Raw genomic sequence first — 18,156 nt, 5'->3', positions numbered from 1 at the left:
CGAGTGGTTCCTTCATGGACCTGTTGGTGCTTAACCACAGGGACCCTCTCCACCCAGCTGCGGGGGGAGCCGAAGCGATCCTCTTCGAGGTTCTTAGACGACTCGCTAGGTGGGGGGTCGAGGTGACGTGGATGAGCGAGCGTTTCCCTGGCTCGTCCGAGGAGGAGTTCGTGGACGAAGTTAGGGTAAAGAGGAAGGGCGGAGCCGGAACCCTCCACATCTACGCTCCAGCCGAGGCTAAGAAGCACGAGGTCGTCCTCGACAGTGTAGCACACGCCGCCCCATTCTTCTCATACCTCGTGAACCCGCGTTCTGCGGCCGTAATGTATCACGTTCATCAGGACGTCTTGAGGTTGGAGCTAGATCCCCTCAGAGCTGCACTCCTCCGCAGGTTGGAGCGCTTCGTCAGGGGTTACCACACGATCGTCTCGATATCTGAAACTACTAAGAGGGACTTAGTTAAACGGCTGGGTGTGGCCGAGGGAACGGTCAGGGTGATCCTCAGTGGGATAGACCACCAGACCTACAAGCCTGGGGAGAGGAGCGAGGAGCCCCTGATCCTCTGGATAGGGAGGCTGAAGAAGTACAAGAATCCCCTAGACGCGGTGGCGATCTATCGCCACCTCTCCCCTCACGTCCGCTCAAACGTCAGGTTGGTTATGGCAGGGGACGGCGATCAGGAGGGGGAGGTAAGAGAGGCGGTAGAGGAGGTGGGAGGGACCTACGTGGGGAGAGTCCAAGGAAGGAGGAAGGTCGAACTCTACCAGCGGGCGTGGGTCGTCTTATCCACCTCCTTCGTAGAGGGATGGGGGATGACCGTAGTGGAGGCCAACGCCTGTGGTACGCCAGTAGTGGCGTACGCAGTTGGCTCCCTACCTGAGGTCGTGAAGGAGGGAGTGAACGGTTTCACGGTTCCCTACAGGGACGTTCAGGGTGCGGCGAAAGTCGTGGAGGAGATCCTCACGAACGAGGAAGAACGACTGAAGCTCTGGAGCACCAGCTACCTGGAGTCGCTGAACTACGACTGGGAGAGAACTGCGAGGGGATACTTAGAGGTTCTAAGGGATGTCTAACAGGTGCTGACTGCGGAGGGACAGCGAACCCGCGAGTTCACGTCCTTTCGCTCTACTAAGCTAGGTCCGGCCGATCGAGTCGACTTGTCCCACTTACATAACCCCAACACGTGACGGAAAGAGACAAGGTTCTAAGGCCTACAGCGACTTAGGAACATCCAACAAACGTTATATTTCACCCACCTTACGAACCCTGTGAAGTTCCTCGTAAGCGGTGGGGCGGGCTTCTTGGGTTCCCACTTAGTGGACGCCCTGAAGGGACACGACGTCACTGTGGTGGACGACTTCTCGACCTCCAAGTACTTCTCTCCTCCGGAGGGAGTTCAGGTGGTGAGGCAGAGGGCCGAGGAGTTCCAGACGAGCGAGAAGTTCGATGTAGTAGCGCACCTGGCCGCCAGGCCCTCGCCTGAGGACTACATGGAGCACCCTGTGGACACTGCGCTCTCCAACTCCCTCGGAACGTACAGGATGCTTGAGGTGGCCAGGAAGTCGGACGCGGTGTTCTTCTACACCTCCACGTCCGAAGTCTACGGCAAGGCGTCCGTGGTGCCCACCCCGGAGGACTACTGGGGGTACGTGAACCCGGTGGGGGTGAGGTCGTGCTACGACGAGAGCAAGAGGTTCTCCGAGGCCCTGGTCATGGCATACTACAGGCAGTACGGGCTGGACGTGAGGGTCCACAGGCCGTTCAACGTCTACGGGCCGAGGCTCAGGGAGGACGGGACCTACGGGAGGGTGGTGTCGAGGTTCGTGTTTCAGGCCCTCAGGGGGGAGCCCCTCACCGTGTTCGGCGACGGCACCCAGACCAGGGCTTTCCTCTACGTCGACGACTGGGTAGACGCGGCCCTCAGGACTATCCGCGTCGACGAGGCGAAGGGGCAGGTGTTGAACGTCGGCTCCGACGTGGAGGTGAGGATCTTGGACCTGGCAAAGAAGGTGATAGAGCTCACAGGGAGTAGGTCAGACGTGAAGTTCCTCCCCCGAGGCAGGACGACCCGCCGAGGAGGGCGGCGGACTGCTCCAGGGCTAAGAGGTTGTTGGGGTGGGAACCCAAAACCCCCCTAGAGGAGGGCCTGAGGCGAACCGTGGACTGGTTCAGGGGTGTAACGAAGTGAGGATAGGCGTGGTGGGCCTGGGGTACGTAGGCCTCGTCACTGCCGCGGTGCTGGCCGACAGGGGACACGACGTAGTGGGGGTGGACGTCGACGGGAGGAAGGTGGAGGCCCTGAAGGTGGGGAGGGTACCGATCTTCGAGCCGGGGTTGGACGACCTCCTCTCCGAGAACGAGGAGAGGCTCCACTTCTCCACGGACTACTCCTCTTTGAGGGACGCGGAGCTGGCGTTCGTAGCGGTGTCCACACCGACCGTGGACGGCAAGATCAAACTGGACTACGTCCTTTCCGCCGCTAGGTCCCTCTCCACCGTGCTCGGGAGGGACGCCGTAGTGGCGATCAAGAGCACGGTCGTCCCCGGAACGGCCAGGAGGGTGAGGTCGGTCGCGGACAGGGAGGTGGTGTCCAACCCGGAGTTCCTGAAGGAGGGGAGCGCCATCCACGACACATTACGACCGGACAGGGTGGTGATAGGGAGCTTCAGCGCGTCGGCGGGTGACCTGGTCGAGTCCCTCTGGTCCTTCACCGGCGCACCGGTGCTCAGGCTCACTCCGGAGGAGGCTGAGCTCGTTAAGTACGCCTCCAACAGCTTCCTCGCCCTCAAGGTGTCCTTCATCAACGAGATAGCCGACGTCTGCGAGAGGCTCCCCGGGTGCGACGTCAACCGAGTGGCCAGGGCAATTGGCCTTGACAGGAGGATCTCCCCCCACTTCCTGAACGCCGGCCTAGGGTGGGGAGGCTCCTGTTTCCCAAAGGACACCAGGGCCTTCCTGGCTTTCGCCGCCCAGCTCGGGGAGGAGCCCAAGACGGTCAGGGCCGCGGTAGAGGGAAACGAGGAGAGGCCTCGGAGGGCGGTGAGGACGCTCGAACGCCTAGCGGGGCCGCTCAGGGGAAGGAAGGTGTGCGTCCTGGGGCTGGCCTTCAAGCCTAACACAGACGACACGAGGGAGAGCGTTGCGATGAAGGTTGTCGAGCTGTTGCTGAGGGAGGGAGCTCGCGTGGTGGCCTACGACCCCAAGGCCAGGATCGACCTGTCCACCTCCTCCAAGGAGGAGTGCGTACGCGAAGCGGAGGCGGTGGTTATAGCTACGGAGTGGGACGAGTTCAGGGGGATAGAGGGGCTCCTGAAGGGGAAGTACGTCCTCGACGGCAGGAGGGTGCTCGACCCTGCACTCATGGACCCCAGGTTCTTCAGGGCAGTGGGCCTGGGTGTGGAGTGATGCAGGCGGTGATAACTGCGGCCGGGCTGGGCACAAGGATGCTCCCCGCATCGAAGGAGATACCCAAGGAGATGCTCCCCATTCCCGTAGACGGTCAGCTCAAACCCGTGATCCAAGTGATCTTCGAGCAACTCCACGACGCCGGAGTGAGGGACTTCCTGATAGTCGTGGGGAGGGGGAAGAGGGTGATAGAGGACTACTTCACGCCCGACGGGAACTTCTTGGACTACTTAGAGTCCAGGGGGAAGTTGAGGCAGGCTGCAAACCTGAGGGACTTCTACAGTAGGGTAGAGTCGTCTAACGTGGCCTTCGTGAACCAGCCCCAGCCGAGGGGGTTCGGTGACGCCGTGTTGAGGGCCGAGCCCTACGTTGAGGACCGGTTCCTCGTAGTCGGAGCAGACACGGTGGTGGGTGAGCTCCCCCTGGAGAGGATGTCAGTCAACTCCTTCCTGGTGACCAGGGTCGAGGACCCAAGGCCCTACGGTGTAGTCGTCGTGAGGGAGGAAACGGTGGTGGAACTGGAGGAGAAGCCCGTCAATCCCAAGTCCAACGTCGTCGTGGTACCGTATTACGAGTTCGACAGGGAAGTCTTCAGGGCCCTCAGGAGGGTGGAGCCCGAGGACGAGCTCCAACTCACCGACGCCATAAGGCTCCTCCTCAGGGAGGGGGTGCAGTTCAGGGCGGTGGAAGTGGGGAAGGTGTACGACCTGGGGAACATGGAAGGCTACCTGGATTACCTCAGGAAGAGCCTTAAGTGAGGGGCGATCAGAACAGTCCGCGACGAAAGTAGTATCGATTTTCTCGACCCTTAAGGGACCCGGATAGGGAAGGTTGAGAAGGAAGGGATTGGCAACTTCCCGATAGCTGAGGTCCTGGTCGGCCGCTGGATACGAAGGCCCTCACTACTGAAGGGAAGCTACACACACCTTCAAGGAACACACAGCTCCTGTAGGAGAGCTGGGAAGTGTGCTAAACTCCTCCAAATCAATAACGGTCGAGGGGTAGGTTAAACTAGACAGCTCGACTCTCTGTTGGGTACCTTTCCCTCACCTCTACCTCGCTTGCCCTTAAAGGATGGCTTCGAAGCAAGTTTGCCTGAACGTGGGGCACAAGTTCCGTGGAAAAACTGTGAGGCTAAGAACGAGGTCATAGAAGGAGAATGTGACAGATGGTAGGTGAAGCGCGTCTTTCACGGACCCAACGCAAGTTCTCGACGGCAATAGGGATCGATCCTAAAACTGGTCAAGGAAGGAATTGAGGTGTGGGAGTACCTGAATGGAGATCCCTGGAGTCGAGAACTGCGACCTGAACGGTTTCTCGACTGATAGAAAGCTACACGCACTATGGTATTCAACGCTGGATGTGCCTCCAAGGACTTTGGATCACCAAGAAGGTGTTAAGGTGAGATGCGGACGAGGCGTGGTCGGCCTGAGCAACTGTTCCTACGTAATAGATGACGAGTATTGCCACAGAGCTAGGAAGAGGGGAATATACGTCTACGATAAACCCATGATCCGACATCAAGTCGGAGAGGGGGTAAGGCCTCCCCACAACGTCTGTGGCCACACGTTACTCCTACTCTCCAAACTCGTCCATCTGGGGCATCGTTCCGAAAGCGCAAGAGGCATCCGAGTTTACAACAACCCCGTGAGGTATTACCTCGTAGTTAGAAACAAACCTCTATTTGGCTTTAAGAGGAAGAGACTGGATTAAAAATAGTTTATCAGAGTCTGTAAGGGGTTCCTTGGCGCTGTGTGATACGGTGGGTGTGAAGTCGCTGAAGTTTCTAGCTAGGGCTGTATTGAGGGCAATAGACGGTCAGCTTGAAAGGGACAACGAAGAACTTCTTCAACGATGAGCGTTCTTCCGCCCCCTCAACCTAGGTTTATTTTATCTCTAATGTGGTGGGCTGGTTCGTGGCTACTCCCCAAACTGTATTACACTGTTCAATCTCTAATGGCCTTCGACGAAAGCTGATCTAGTCGGTTGTACAAACGCAAAGTTGGAGACGTCGCCTACACAATGACTTTCCTAACGTACCTATACTATTACTAAAGACATTTGTAGGTCGTGGTAGGAGAAGTTCGTGACCTTTTAACCTTATTAGGATATTCATGCTTGGACATTCTTCTGAATGCGAGACTCTTAAGACGGAAGGAAACTGGCAAAAAAGGAATTAGCACCTTAGACACCTTAACACTTTAGCTGAGGAAGACGAGCCAAGGACTAACGAGTTCAGGCTAAATGGGCTGACTTACACCACGAGATAGGCTTATCCATTCGTCCACAGTCACCTACGTCCTTGGATCGAAATAAACCTGTCGAGGGTAAGGTAAATGGGCAGGTCCTAGGAAACAGCTAACCAATAGAGCTAGCCCGTACGATCATACGGTGAAGCCGGGTGGGTCCTTTCACCCTATGAAGGAAAGGTTCAAGAGGTTACGTCCTAACTCTCTAAGTGTTGATAGGTGTTCGATGGTCCACAATTAAGCTACGTAATCTCAGGAAAGGGATCAAGGCATTGCTCTGGTTAACCGACGTCACACTTGCTTTTAGGCCAGGGCATTTTATAAGCTACCTCTAATTTCGATCAATACGTTAGCTTTGGACTCAGAGCCATACATCTCGGTCCTCGTTACCGCCCACTATAGGAAGAAGTACCTCCTCGAAGCGGTGAGGTCTGCGCTAGATCAGACCCTCCCCAGGAACAAATACGAGGTGATCGTGGTCAAGAACTTCTCCGACGATACCATAGATGGAAAACTAAAGGAGTGGGGAGTTACGTCTGTGTTGTCGAGTAAGGAGGGCGTAGGGGGTAAGCTCTACGACGGCCTCAGGCTCTCCGTCGGTAACGTCGTTGCTCCCCTCGAGGACGACGACAGGTTCGTGTTTACTAGACTGCAAAGAGTCCACGAACAGTTCTCCTTAGGAGTTGACTACTTCCACAATGGGAGGATAAACGTTAACGAGGAGGGGAAGGAGATAGGTAGAGAAGGACATGATCTCCTCATTAAGACGAGTGAAATGAACGAGAGAAAAATACGGAAAATTATAGTGAATGGAATGTGGTACAACGCCTCCTCCATTGCATTGAAAAGGACGATTATCGACCAGGAACTCCTGAGGAAGGTGTCAATCACGCCTGACGTGTTCCTCCTCCATCAGGCGCTCTGTCGAGGGGAAGTAATTGTGGACTCGCCTGAGCTGTTGACCATCTACAGAATACACTCAAATAACACTAGGTTAGCGAACTCTGTTAAGGAAACACTGATCAAATTTAGTGATGCCACACAGAAAAATATGAGTGACGAGTTGTTAATGGTGGAGAACGGAAATCAGACAAGTAGATTCTTTGCAAAGTACTTTTTAATTAGAGAAAAACTTATCTTTAACTCTCTTCCTCGGACCTACCTTTCTTCCGTTCCCCCTCAACTCACCTTTTCTGACCTTCTGTTATGGCTGAGTTACCTGTTTTGGAGATTTAGAGCTCCGAACTATTGGGCCCTACTTATACTACCCCTTTTACCCGAAAGAATTAAGATCACTATTTGGAGGAAGAAAATTGAAATGGAGCTGAAACGAGCTCTCACAATCTAGCTAGATTATGAGAGCTCAGGCGTTCTTAAAAAGAGTGACCTTTCGAATGTGACAATTGGCATAACGAGCTGCTCCTTTACTCCCCCATTCTCTGGGTACTTCCATTCTTCCTCAACCCTCCCGTAGGTCTAATTCATTACGAGTCGCTACCTCTCATAACTGTATTGCCTTCGGTAGGGTTGGGAACAGACCTCAAACACACTATTTATAGTCCCGTGGAGCTCATTGAGGAAGAAAAAGGATCTAGCAGAAACGGAAGAAATAGTATAGACTAGCACTCTCAGCTATAAGAGCTCGTGATATCACTAAAACTCTTACAGAAGATAACTCTGTGCCAATTCCTGATTTAGACTGCGTGATGACTTTCTTTACATTCTCTATTTTGTACTTAAAACTCTTACCACATTCACTGTAAACATAACGTTGTTATTGGTTCATCTAACTATCTACGCACTTACAGTGTTAGTGCTGACATTTTTGGATATATTTACAATGTACCTCTAAATCATGAGCTAAATTTTTATTATATTAAATATTTTTCTATAATTATTGATAATTTTTTTAATAAAATAAACGGAAGTAGGAAGCGTTGACATCTACGCTTATGATAAACCCATTTAAGCCTATAAATTCTTTAGCTAAAGTGTATTCATAGTATTGCTAAGAATATGCATGATTCAAGTTATATATGAAAACATCAAAAAGAGAAAACTTTGATAAGTTCACTCTTGAATTTAATTTATCTTTGAAAGATATTATCTGAAATTTTCTCTATTGTCCTCCTGCGGTGAGGTTCCGACGTTATCTCTTACATCTATCGAATAGAGATTTCCTCGTCCATTAAGTTCAAGGCGTTCAAAAACGAAATAAGTAGAAACGCTATCAACTACACCGGTATCTACCAGTTCTAAGGGTTTAACCAGCCTGATCAAAGAATATAAGGAAGAAGCTGCATTATATTTAATCCTAAAATATATGAGATAATCTATTCTATTTTTTAAATATTTTATTTAATTCTATATTCATATATATTTAAATATTTAAATTCCTCGTATAACTTTTCAGAAGGATATTGTCCCGTTAGGGTAACTAACAAATCCTCAGTATTCGAAGCGATTCCATACTCTGCGAAATCCTCTATTATAGTGTGGAATATACTCCCTGAAATATTTTCGAATATACTAAGTCAGTAACTTTTGAATCCCTAGATTCGTTAATGACTCCACCTCATGCCTCGTGTTACTCAACAGTTTCATCATATACATTAAAGATGGAGACTAGTTCTCTGTTTAAATTCTTTCTAAGAATATGTTTAGTAGATTTTCTGAAAATCTCTCGAAATTTCTGACTAATTTCTCAGAATGTTTCTTGCACACATGAAGAAATACATCAGTGACAGAGGGTAAGGTAAGGAGAACATAGCAACGAGGTACGAACTCGCTTTCCTACGCCTTTGAACAGTAGTTGAAGTTGGTGTAGAAGGACATCGAGAAGAAGTCCCTCGCGACACCAAGGCTCTGGATAACTTCTTAGGGGTGCTCTGGCTCTTCCCGCCTTACAGGGCAATGGAAAGGTGAAGGTGTTCGTGGAGAGAAGGCGATCCTTAACGACTTGGACCACCCCATGTGAGGCAGGATGAAGGCCTCCATCTTCACATTCCCTTGGATGAACTAGACGTGAAAGTTATAAGGAATAAGGGCAAAGATGGAGGACGGTTCGTTGAGGCCAAAAAAGGAAAAGGCGAACTGAAGGGTGTAAAGGTCAACTGTTGAAGAGTTAAGGGGGAATGAGATTGAGGTAGCTCCAGGAGGTGGTAAAGTAAGGAAAATAGGTTGTATAACGTTAGGAAAGGGGTGGAGGCCGTAATCTCTCCTTGAAGAAGGACCTAAGGGAAATCACACAACAAGAGGCCATACGTAAGATCAGGAGAGCACAGAAAGCCAAGGTGGCTAGTCGTTAAGAGAGGAAATTCATGCGGTCCCCTTTTTAGTCCATGAAGAGGAGTTTTAGAGAGTTCATGAGCAACTTTCCCTGTGCAGGTATCTGAGACCAGCCTGGAGTTCTGGGCTATGTCCAGGTCATCCGGCCAGCTGCCTGGTTACTAGGGCGCCTAGCGTGAGGACGACGAATCGATGCCGAAATTAGTTTAGAGTAACACAATTTTCTTTAAAAGAATTCAAATATAGTCTTAAATACTCTACGAACTCCCGATCAGTTTTGGCCTTAGCTTCATTTAACTCTCCAGCTAGTATTATTCTGAGTTAAGGAATAGCGAACATAAACCTCGTTAGCGTTGCAAAACAGCCGTAAATTGGTGAACTTTCCAGTCCAGGAAACACTTCAAGATGTTGAAGCCCTATCCACGCCTATTTTCGTACCAAACGTTAAGAATCTTCATGTCGATCTATTTGATCACATGCTAGAGCTTGAGAGATTTTGAGTTTCTCTCTTTTCTAGTGAAATATTTACCCCTCTTGATAATGATTATTTCCATGCCTACTCCTGTTCCTTCTGGTTTCTATTCGGGCCAGAAGACGTCGTTCTTTTTGCTACTCTCTTTCTCATGCCTTCTACCAATTGGAGCTGTTAAGAGTAACCCCCTCTCGCACAAGATTCCTAAACGCTCCCATTTCCTAAGGGAAGGCGAGTAGGCCATGAGAAATTCCATAAACTCTTTCTAGGGTTCCTGTCCTTTTTTTGAAAGTTAGTCACATTATCACTCGAAGGCGTACAACGTGAAAATTAACTCGTATATCTTGATCGTGTTCTCACCATATTCTCCCCAATCTCAGATATACTTTTTATCTATAGAGAATACTTAAATAATTTAAAAATATTTATTTTAAAAATAAAGTCACTGGCTTAGATTATGCGAGTCTCATTTTCCTCATTTAGGCAATTCCATTAAGGAACCAAGGAGACACGTCCTCCTCTCCTAAGATTTTCCATAATTATAGTCTTCTAAAACGATTTAAATGATTCTGCAAACACCTTACGAGAGAACTTTTTCTCTCTCATATAAGTCTAACAAACTACTGCTGGTTCAACCTACGAAGGTTAATCCGTGTGAGGATAGCAGTATCATTAGAATACGGCCCTAGAGCTGGAGACCTTTAAATAACTACCAAACAGAACAGCTTTTAGGAGCTCAAATGGATTACAGGCACGAAAACGGCCTCGCTGGGCCAAAGAAAATAGCCCTAATAGTACCCTCCCATCTTTCAGAGTTCTCAGGATTATATCAAAATGTAAAAGATATATATAAAGGGATATTGAAAAATAATTTAGAATCTAAAATATTTATAGTTAATACAGGAATAAAAAATAATATTGATGAAATTTTTAAGGGCTATTCATTTGAAGTAATTGATAAAAGTGATATTATACATATAAATAAAGAGACAGACGCTATTTTCCATGCAGATGATCACTCACTAGTGAGAATCTTAAATAGAATGAATTATAATACGTTATTTAGTATAACATGGGTTATATATTTATTTGGACAGGAGATATGGGTAGAGGGAATTAAGAAGTTACGTAGGGAAAATGCAGGGTTTTCTTTAGAAAATCTCAGAGGGTACTTGATAGACTTCGTACCCAGAAAGTTAATGGACTACTTTATCGGGTGGTATGCGGGGTACTTAAGAAAGCAGTACGTATTGGCCGTCTCCAGTTGGGCAGCGAACGTCTTAGAGAAAATTCTCGGCATCCCAACGAGAGGGATCATGTATACTCCTGTAGATACAGATTTCTACCCTTTTGTACCCCCATCTAAAAAGGATTCCAGAATTCTTATATTTTTAGGTAGTAAAAGGGACACGGATATCATTTTGTTGACTAAGGTATTAGAAATAATTAAACGCATAAATCCCTCACTTGGTTTAGACACTTTTGGTAGTGAAGAGCTCTATGTGAAACTCAAGGAAAAAGTACCTCTAACCTACTTGGGTAAGCTGACCAGACAGGAATTAGGAAAAGAATATGGCAGGCATCTAATTACAATAGCTCCACAATTCGATGGAACCTTCGAGATGGTTCCAATAGAAAGCCTACTTACCGGAACCCCCGTCATCACCTATATGAACTCTTTAATTGAAGTGGTTAAGTGTGACCATATGGTCTTAAACATCGAAAATATAGAATTATTGGAAAAATATCTTAGATTTTTGACAAAAAGTGAAGACATGGACGTTGTTAGTAGAGAGTTGAGAGAAAAGATAGCAGAACACGTAGATGTAAAAAGGAATGCTCAACAGTTAATTAATAACTATATACCTCACTTTCTCACTGTAAAAGGAACGAATATAACCAAATAAAAACTTCTATTTAAACTAATTTATTTAAATTTAATTTTTATAATTTTTAAAATCTATAAATATATATTTAACGTAAGTTATTTAGTTAGAGGGGACTAAAATAAGGATCTCTCTGCCCATTTAGCTCAAACATACAGACTTTCTAGGCCCGCTGAATTCCTTAATACTTTTATAGAACATCTGTTGGTACACAGGTGAAAGGGTTGGCTTACGTTCATCGACTATTATGAAACTTCTTAACGGACCACCGTAACCCGATACTCTAAGTGAGCTATTACCTTGACCTCACCAACAGTTCTGAAGCTCATGTCGCCCACGATCCTACTACCACCCACTCAGGCGCCAATGGAGCTTGCCATTCACGTTACCTTAATCTCATCAACTTAACCTCGTCAGCACCATAAACGGGCTTTTCAACTTCCCTTCTTTTCCCCGGCGTTTCAAGAAACCTAGTCCTGTAGTTTTATCAAGTTAATTCCGCGGGAGAGCGAGGCCGAGCTTTCTGAAGATCACAACTTTCTAACTATAACGTATCTTTAAGACCTTTCCTCCCCTCAGTAGAAGATCGTGGTGGAGCATAACTCCGCTTGCTAGCACCTCCTGATAGTTGTGGGAAAGTACCTTCGCCCTACATGTCTTAGTGGTAGCAGTTCCCCTCTTCACGGGTGATCTATTAAAAAAGATTCGCATTGTTAGGTTCACGGGGAGATGCCTACGATAAGATTCGAGCTTCCCTTACTCGCTACATTAAAGTTAGAGTAGCGGGCAGATAAGAAGAACTTATGGGTCGAATAGATAACTCGAATAAGCAGTGCTTCGACCTCTCTTTTAAGGTCCAAAAAAGTGTGTTCTCTATTTTTATAGTAGCTCGATCACTTTTGTTCTAACTAACTCATTATTCCCCTCATGCTCATGGGAACTATCCAATTGGCGGACTATGCTCCTTCTATATAAGGCTAAGTTCTCCATAGAGTCCTTTAACTAACGGTACTCACCTTTCTCTGCAAGAATAACTGAAGAACTTTCCTCTTCTAGGCTACTCCGTGAATTCGTCCTCGAACGAGATCAGACTACTACTCTGTTTTACCTAATCTTTAGCTAAATAATGACATAGTTGTTAGCCAAGTTGCAGTATTTTGCTCACTTACAATCTGACACAGTGCCTCCCATGTAGTCCCTGATCTTCCTATTTATATTCAACTCAACGTTTGGAATTTTCAGCCTTCGTTCGAAGAGCGGTGGGGTGAAGTCTCCTTAGTCTCTATCGCTTTAAATCCCCTTAAGATGGCAACGAAAGCGTAAATGGCGAGCAAGTTCAGGAAAATCACACCTCCCAGGACCAAGGCCTCCACGTACTCGGCGTGAGGAGGAGTTAACGTTAAGCTTCCCGTGGCATCTATCACGGGTAGTCCCATAACGTTCATTCCGAGCAGTTCTCCACCCCTAACGGTCAGGTAGTTGAAAGGCACGAACGTCACGAACTTAGTTCCGGAAGCGTTTACCTCGAAGGTCGATGTCAACGGGTAGTACGAGAAGTTGAGCCCCACGGACCTAAGTTCGCTTAGGGGCACAGGGGAGACGATGACGGTGAAATTGCCTGCATCGATATCGAGGGTTCCCCCAGACGATAAGACCACTCTACAGCTTAAGGGGGTTACAGTGTTAGACGTGACGTTTTCTGTATACACGTAGTAACGCCCTGGTGTAGCATTTACTTCGAGGCGGGAGTTGGACGAGTTAACGATCAGGATGACGCTCCCGTTCACTGTTTCACCCTCGGTCACTGATAGGGCACCGGAACCATTGTAAGATGGTGGAACTATCACGGGTGGAGTCCAGTTCGTGAAAGGCATGAGTTCGCTTAGATAGTCGAGGGCCTGCAGCTGGGTCCCGTTTATCCTGAGGGCCTCCCGTGCTCCATACACCAGGTGGGCCCCTTGCACATCGAACACTAGGACCTCTCCACTACCGTTATATGCGACGGGTAGGTGGGACCTCTCGAAGGCCAGCAACCCACCAGTCTGGGGAAGAAGGTGGTGTCGTCTACGACCGGATACCTTATCCCGTATACGGCGAAGAAAGGAAGGAGAAGCCTAGACTGGCTGAATGCGTCGGAGAGGAGACTGAAGTTGGTGTTGGGATTAGCTGCGACTCCTGGCCACACAACTCCACCTATGAACCTGTTGGCCCAGGTATGGAACCATCCGCTATACAAGGCGTAGCTGACCGTCTGGTTCCACCTCTGGGCGACGTAGTTGTATGCGTTGAGCCAGTACTGTGGCGGTTGAACTGGTTCAAAAATACCCTGAGGAGGTGAGGTAAAGCCGCTCGTCACTGGGCTGCCTGGAAAGTACTGTCCGTCGAAGAACTCCCAGGAGGCCAACGAGGCCGCGACCAATACTAACGCTAAGATCCCGACCCACTTCCCTCCTTCTAATTTCAGGAGTTCGTAGAGGGTCACCCACGTTAGCAGTGTTATGAGGGCAACCCCCACCGCGTAGGCTGCGAAATACGGTAGAGCTGAGGTGGTGGAGAAGATCCCTCCCATCACTGGTATCAGTCTCGGTGCCTCCTCTACCCAGTAAGTGAAGGCCCTCACTGGGAAGTTGGTTCCGGCCTCGTAAGCTAGGAAGAAGGCGTTGGCCAGCCATAATGGGACGGTGACGTGTCTGAACCTCCTCGTTAGGACTGCTGCGAACGCTAAGGCGTAGAACATGAAGAGAAGGGAGATCAGGGCCGCGTTCCACGGGGTTGACGTGAATATTAGTACACCGTTGTAGCCTACATATTGGAACTGTTTGGTCCAAAGTATATTTAGGGGAGCGAAGAGGACACTCGGCCACCAGGAACCTAACGACATAAGCAGGTAAAGGAAACTTGCGTTTGCTGAAAAGAAGCCTATCGTCCCTAGGTTTGATACTCTAAGGAAGGGAGCAGAGATTGAGGACGAGCCGTAAACATACGTGAAGTAGGTTACTACTACAAACGGTACTGATACGAGCAATGGATATATTACGTCCTTAAACCCAGTTAAAGGCTTCAGCTTACCTACTGCAACTAACCCCAGGTAAACGAGTAACATCACTAAGGGATCCCAGACTCCGTAACGCGGATCCATGGTAAACGATACACCGAGGGCCAAGCCCATTTTAGTGAAATCCTTCCAGGTGAGCTTAGTCTCAACTGAGGAGAAGATCTTCAGTAGAACGTATATCAAAAGGAGGTTCCCGAAGTTGAAATCGAAAAAGGACGAGTTTGTTACCATCACAAGCGGATTAAGGAAGAACAGGAGCGACGCCGACGACTTGAACGCTATCCTTTTGACGTAGCTCAACTCGACGTGGAAAGTCCTAAGGGCCTGCTCAGCGAGGTACCACAGCCCTAGGAGTTGAGCTCCCATTACAAGGCCCACCTGCACTTGGTTAAGGAGCGGGACACCCTTCACGCCGGCTAGGTAAAGGAGGTAGAGGAAGGACCAATAGACGTAAAGCCCCCAGTTTGCTCCACCAGTCACCCCCGAAAGTGGATTGTATCCTACTATTGGTTCGATAGCGTATCTAACCTCGGGTCCAGTAAGTACGTTCGGCCAATACGCTATAAAACCTTCATTTATGTGAGTGAAGAGAGTATTTCTTACAGATAGTAGGATAACAATCAAGACGGCAAGGAAAGCGACTACCTCGGCCTTTTTTGGCATCAAACACCACTCATTTTTGGCTTTATTTATGTTTCGCCTTATTCTATCGGGCCTGTGAGTTAGGTAGTGAATCTAGCTCATGGGACTTCCTATAACAGCACTTACAACCCCTCAAGATCCCTGAGGACGTAAGTCCGTATCTTATCGATTACATTACTGACCACGGGTCCTCTACCAACCCTTTCGTCCATCTTTACGCGTCCAACAATTCACTTCCCACCTTAAGGCTAGATCCGGTGAAAATGGCACTAGTGGGACTAGGTGTTCTCGAGCACAGTCCTTAAGGCCAACTCTCCGAGATCGAGCGACGATAGTTAACTTCACCCAAAGTACCTACCACAGTTCTTACACCAGAAGTTCTGCCTACTTAAGGATTTACCATAAGAGTGAGCAGACAGGTCTTTCCTGATTGTCGGCTTCCTATCCATAACTGATTCGTTAATAAAAATAAGGTTAGCAACAATAGTAAAAACTAATTCATTTTTAATATGTTTTGTAATCCCTCAACGTTCACCCTGGATTACCGCTCAATTTCCGTGGAGTTCTACTAAACAGCTCTGTATTCAGAGAACTTAACGTCGTCTATCTAGGTTTGCTTAAAAACAAACTTCACAATTAAAGTATTTGTAGGCTACCTACACCTACTTACAAAGAAAGAGATATCTCTCACCGAATACAGTAGTGTTTCATAGTGTCGTCACTAAGCTATAAATTCTGGGATCGACTTCTCCCGTGAAACTGAGGCCATCGAGCGTTTCACCTTGTCCGAACTCCCGTTCACGGCCCTCTTGGAACGAGCCCGTCCCTAAGCGAGGAGGGAAAGGACCCGTCGGGGTTAACGGGAGAAACGACCGCGTGATCCCTCGGGCAGAAGCGCGAGTTGTAATCGTCGCCGACCCAACGCCCGTCGTCGGGCAAGTACTTCTCGACCTCGCGAAAAGCCCTCTCGTCCCCATCGCCGACAGAATAGGCCAAGTGGAGGCCGAGACTCGTGTAGGCGAAACAAGCGAAAACCCGCCTGTGAAGTGTAGCGTTCCTGTACAAGTACGTCCGCACCTCGTCGACTACCTCAGCATTTACAGTACCCTCGACTAGACCCCCACCCCACAACTAGCTTCTCGTGCTCCTTCCCACCGTCACTCTCGACCCAAGTGAAGAGAGTACCCAAGGGAACGTTCGAAACCCCGGAAATGGCCCTCATACCGTTCGTGCCTCGACGCCGTCTCCCTCAACTCCCTGGAACGGTGGTGGGAAGCGCCACCCGAGAGACACCTACCGCGATCCCCACACAAGCACCTCCGCCCACCCAGAGGCTCACCGCACTCAACAACGCGACGACTACCACGAGGAGGACACGGTAGGCCTAATTACAGGCTTCCTACCCGTAAGTAATACCCGTTATACGAATATAAATAGCTTAGTGACGACAGTATGTGGTGTTTCACCAATTAAGTTCGTCTAGATGATATACAGTTTGTACTTTTAATCGTTGATTGATACAGAACAAATGCTAGTAAAAACGACGAAACACGTCGCGTTTGATCGTTATTGGACATATTTAGCTAAAAGATATAAGAATAAACAAGAGATTCTGAATTTTTCTCACGCGTCCCCGAGGGCATGCGTGGCGTCACCTGCCCCCTTTTTCAGAGGAGATGAAGGAGTCGAAGCCGATGGACTCCTCCCCTGAGGTGGTGTACCCGAAGACGACGCGGTTGAGCAGGTTCCACACGTCGTCCTGGACCACGTAGTAGAGGAAGAGGACCTCGTTCCTGAGCTTACCAGCTCTGTCCTGGCCTTCCCAACTGGAGCCCTCCTCGGTACACCTGGGCCTGTAGGGCTCGGCTATGGTGTGGGGGTCACGGGAAGTCAGCCACGAAGGTGAAGCGCCTCGGCCTCTCGTCCTCCACCTAGACCGCGTAGTAGAGGCCGTCGAGCTCCCTGTGGACGTAAGTCCCGCCTTCCGTGCGCTCCTGGAGGAGAGCTCCCTGAAGTCCCTCAACCCGGACTTCCCCCTCACGACATTCACGGGCACCTCCTTCAATACCTGCAAGTTCAGGAAACCCGCGTCCGCAGGAACGTAGTCCGCTTGCGTGCTTCTCGGCCTCGGAGTGGAAGAGGAAGGGCCTCCCCCTCAGGTCGGCGAACTGGACCAGGAGGGAGCGCCTGACAGGGACGATGTCCCGGCCTTCACTCCCTCTCCCAAGGGAGGAGACCGACGCCCTCAAGGCATACCACGCCCCCTTCCACGGTGATACCGCTCTCGTCCACGGCCAGCACGGTCCCGAGCTCTCCCCACCTTCCCGCACTGGTCCCGGGAGGTCTCGCCCACGAGCTCGACCTCGTGAGGGGAAGGCAGTCCTTCCCCCGCGTCAGGGAAGGGGCTGCCTTCGCGAGACTCTCTGGTTCAGGGGAGACGAGTTTAGCAGTTGTTCTACTTTAACGTAGCTTAAACGTTTTCATCAGGCCCAGGACACCTCCTAAACGGATTTCAACGAACCTGAGGAGGTCCTCCACGCTCCTCAGGTTGAGGGAGGCGATCAGGTCCCTGGTCGCGTTCACCACCATTACGAAGAGGAGCAGGTAGCCCTGGAGCCTGCTCCTCTTCAGGAAGGAGGAGTCCTGCATCCCCAGGGCCTTGACGTCCTTGTGGAACTTCTCCACCTCCCACCTGACTCTCCAGGTCTCCAGGGCCTCCCCCTCGTCCAGCTCGAGGTCCGTCGTGTAGAGGTTCAGCCTACTACCTTTATACTCCAGGCCGAATAACTTTACCCTAACTACCCGGTCCTTCATGGTCAGGTCCACAAGGTACGACCCGGGAGGGAGGTCCCCAACGTGGAGGTGACCCTCCCCGCGTCCCTCCAAGGACGTGACCCTGAGGACCCTCCTGTTGGACCTGAGCTCTGAGACTACGTGCTCCTCCACCAGCTCTTTGGACAAGTACCAGGAGTCGAAGACCACCTGACCACCTGGAACTCCCTCCTCAACACTTCCAACACGCCTGCGGCCATCTGGATCTTGGTCCTGAACTCGTCGACCATCCCGATCTCCCACATCTTCCTGGTCGCGTAGGGGAACGTCCCCAGCAGGTAACTCCTCCCCGTGGCCTGGTCGTAAAGGGCCACGGAGGTACCCCAA

Annotated in this window: 9 protein-coding genes and 3 pseudogenes; 7 read left to right on the top strand and 5 right to left on the bottom strand. The window is 49.7% G+C overall.

Annotation, left to right across the window (positions count from 1 at the left end; translation table 11 throughout):
* Positions 1 to 14: 14 nt before the first annotated feature.
* The 7 genes and pseudogenes from HS1genome_RS09380 to HS1genome_RS09350 all read left to right on the top strand — a co-directional run bounded on the left by HS1genome_RS09380 (position 15) and on the right by HS1genome_RS09350 (position 11,321).
* The gene (locus HS1genome_RS09380) at positions 15 to 1,073 is read left to right on the top strand and encodes a glycosyltransferase family 4 protein (protein ID WP_126450725.1); all 1,059 of its coding nucleotides are present in this window, start codon (positions 15 to 17) and stop codon (positions 1,071 to 1,073) included.
* 195 nt (positions 1,074 to 1,268) lie between these two features.
* A pseudogene (locus HS1genome_RS09375) lies at positions 1,269 to 2,188 on the top strand (NAD-dependent epimerase/dehydratase family protein).
* The gene (locus HS1genome_RS09370; protein WP_126451397.1) at positions 2,185 to 3,405 is read left to right on the top strand and encodes a UDP-glucose dehydrogenase family protein; all 1,221 of its coding nucleotides are present in this window, start codon (positions 2,185 to 2,187) and stop codon (positions 3,403 to 3,405) included. The pseudogene HS1genome_RS09375 and the gene HS1genome_RS09370 overlap by 4 nt, the downstream one beginning before the upstream one ends.
* Positions 3,405 to 4,163 carry a sugar phosphate nucleotidyltransferase gene (locus tag HS1genome_RS09365; RefSeq protein ID WP_126450723.1) on the top strand — a complete coding sequence of 253 codons (759 nt, stop codon included), beginning with the start codon at positions 3,405 to 3,407 and terminating at the stop codon, positions 4,161 to 4,163. The genes HS1genome_RS09370 and HS1genome_RS09365 overlap by 1 nt, the downstream gene beginning before the upstream one ends.
* 517 nt (positions 4,164 to 4,680) lie before the next feature.
* Positions 4,681 to 5,118 (top strand): hypothetical protein, encoded by a 438-nt coding sequence (locus HS1genome_RS09360; protein WP_126450721.1) that lies wholly within the window; start codon positions 4,681 to 4,683, stop codon positions 5,116 to 5,118.
* Positions 5,119 to 6,009: 891 nt separating this feature from the next.
* Positions 6,010 to 7,002, top strand: a complete 993-nt coding sequence (locus HS1genome_RS09355) for a glycosyltransferase family 2 protein (RefSeq protein WP_158613782.1) — start codon at positions 6,010 to 6,012, stop codon at positions 7,000 to 7,002.
* 3,152 nt (positions 7,003 to 10,154) lie between these two features.
* On the top strand, positions 10,155 to 11,321 hold the full coding sequence (locus HS1genome_RS09350) for a glycosyltransferase family protein (protein ID WP_126450717.1): 1,167 nt from the start codon (positions 10,155 to 10,157) through the stop codon (positions 11,319 to 11,321).
* Between the two features lie 1,217 nt (positions 11,322 to 12,538).
* On the opposite strand, the gene HS1genome_RS09345 is transcribed toward HS1genome_RS09350, so the two are convergent.
* The 5 genes and pseudogenes from HS1genome_RS09345 to HS1genome_RS09325 all read right to left on the bottom strand — a co-directional run.
* On the bottom strand, positions 12,539 to 13,333 hold the full coding sequence (locus HS1genome_RS09345) for a hypothetical protein (protein ID WP_126450715.1): 795 nt from the start codon (positions 13,331 to 13,333) through the stop codon (positions 12,539 to 12,541).
* Complete coding sequence (locus tag HS1genome_RS09340) at positions 13,273 to 15,018, bottom strand: hypothetical protein (protein ID WP_126450713.1); 1,746 nt, start codon at positions 15,016 to 15,018, stop codon at positions 13,273 to 13,275. The genes HS1genome_RS09345 and HS1genome_RS09340 overlap by 61 nt, the downstream gene beginning before the upstream one ends.
* A gap of 700 nt (positions 15,019 to 15,718) precedes the next feature.
* Positions 15,719 to 16,386, bottom strand: a pseudogene (locus tag HS1genome_RS09335) (IS1 family transposase).
* A 262-nt stretch (positions 16,387 to 16,648) separates the two neighbouring features.
* Positions 16,649 to 17,071 carry a hypothetical protein gene (locus tag HS1genome_RS09330; protein ID WP_126450712.1) on the bottom strand — a complete coding sequence of 141 codons (423 nt, stop codon included), beginning with the start codon at positions 17,069 to 17,071 and terminating at the stop codon, positions 16,649 to 16,651.
* A gap of 386 nt (positions 17,072 to 17,457) precedes the next feature.
* Positions 17,458 to 18,146: pseudogene (locus HS1genome_RS09325) on the bottom strand (transposase); the annotation flags it as partial.
* Positions 18,147 to 18,156: the final 10 nt, after the last annotated feature.

This window comes from Sulfodiicoccus acidiphilus (genome assembly GCF_003967175.1).
In the GTDB taxonomy this organism is placed as follows: domain Archaea; phylum Thermoproteota; class Thermoprotei_A; order Sulfolobales; family Sulfolobaceae; genus Sulfodiicoccus; species Sulfodiicoccus acidiphilus.
This window is presented reverse-complemented; position numbering and strand designations above follow the sequence as displayed.

Excerpts from the sequence above, each read along its gene's own strand:
- HS1genome_RS09380 (WP_126450725.1), top strand. The coding sequence starts at position 15 with ATGGACCTGTTGGTGCTTAACCACAGGGACCCTCTCCACCCAGCTGCG.
- HS1genome_RS09365 (WP_126450723.1), top strand. The coding sequence starts at position 3,405 with ATGCAGGCGGTGATAACTGCGGCCGGGCTGGGCACAAGGATGCTCCCC.
- HS1genome_RS09360 (WP_126450721.1), top strand. The coding sequence starts at position 4,681 with ATGGAGATCCCTGGAGTCGAGAACTGCGACCTGAACGGTTTCTCGACT.
- HS1genome_RS09350 (WP_126450717.1), top strand. The coding sequence starts at position 10,155 with ATGGATTACAGGCACGAAAACGGCCTCGCTGGGCCAAAGAAAATAGCC.
- HS1genome_RS09340 (WP_126450713.1), bottom strand. The coding sequence starts at position 15,018 with ATGCCAAAAAAGGCCGAGGTAGTCGCTTTCCTTGCCGTCTTGATTGTT.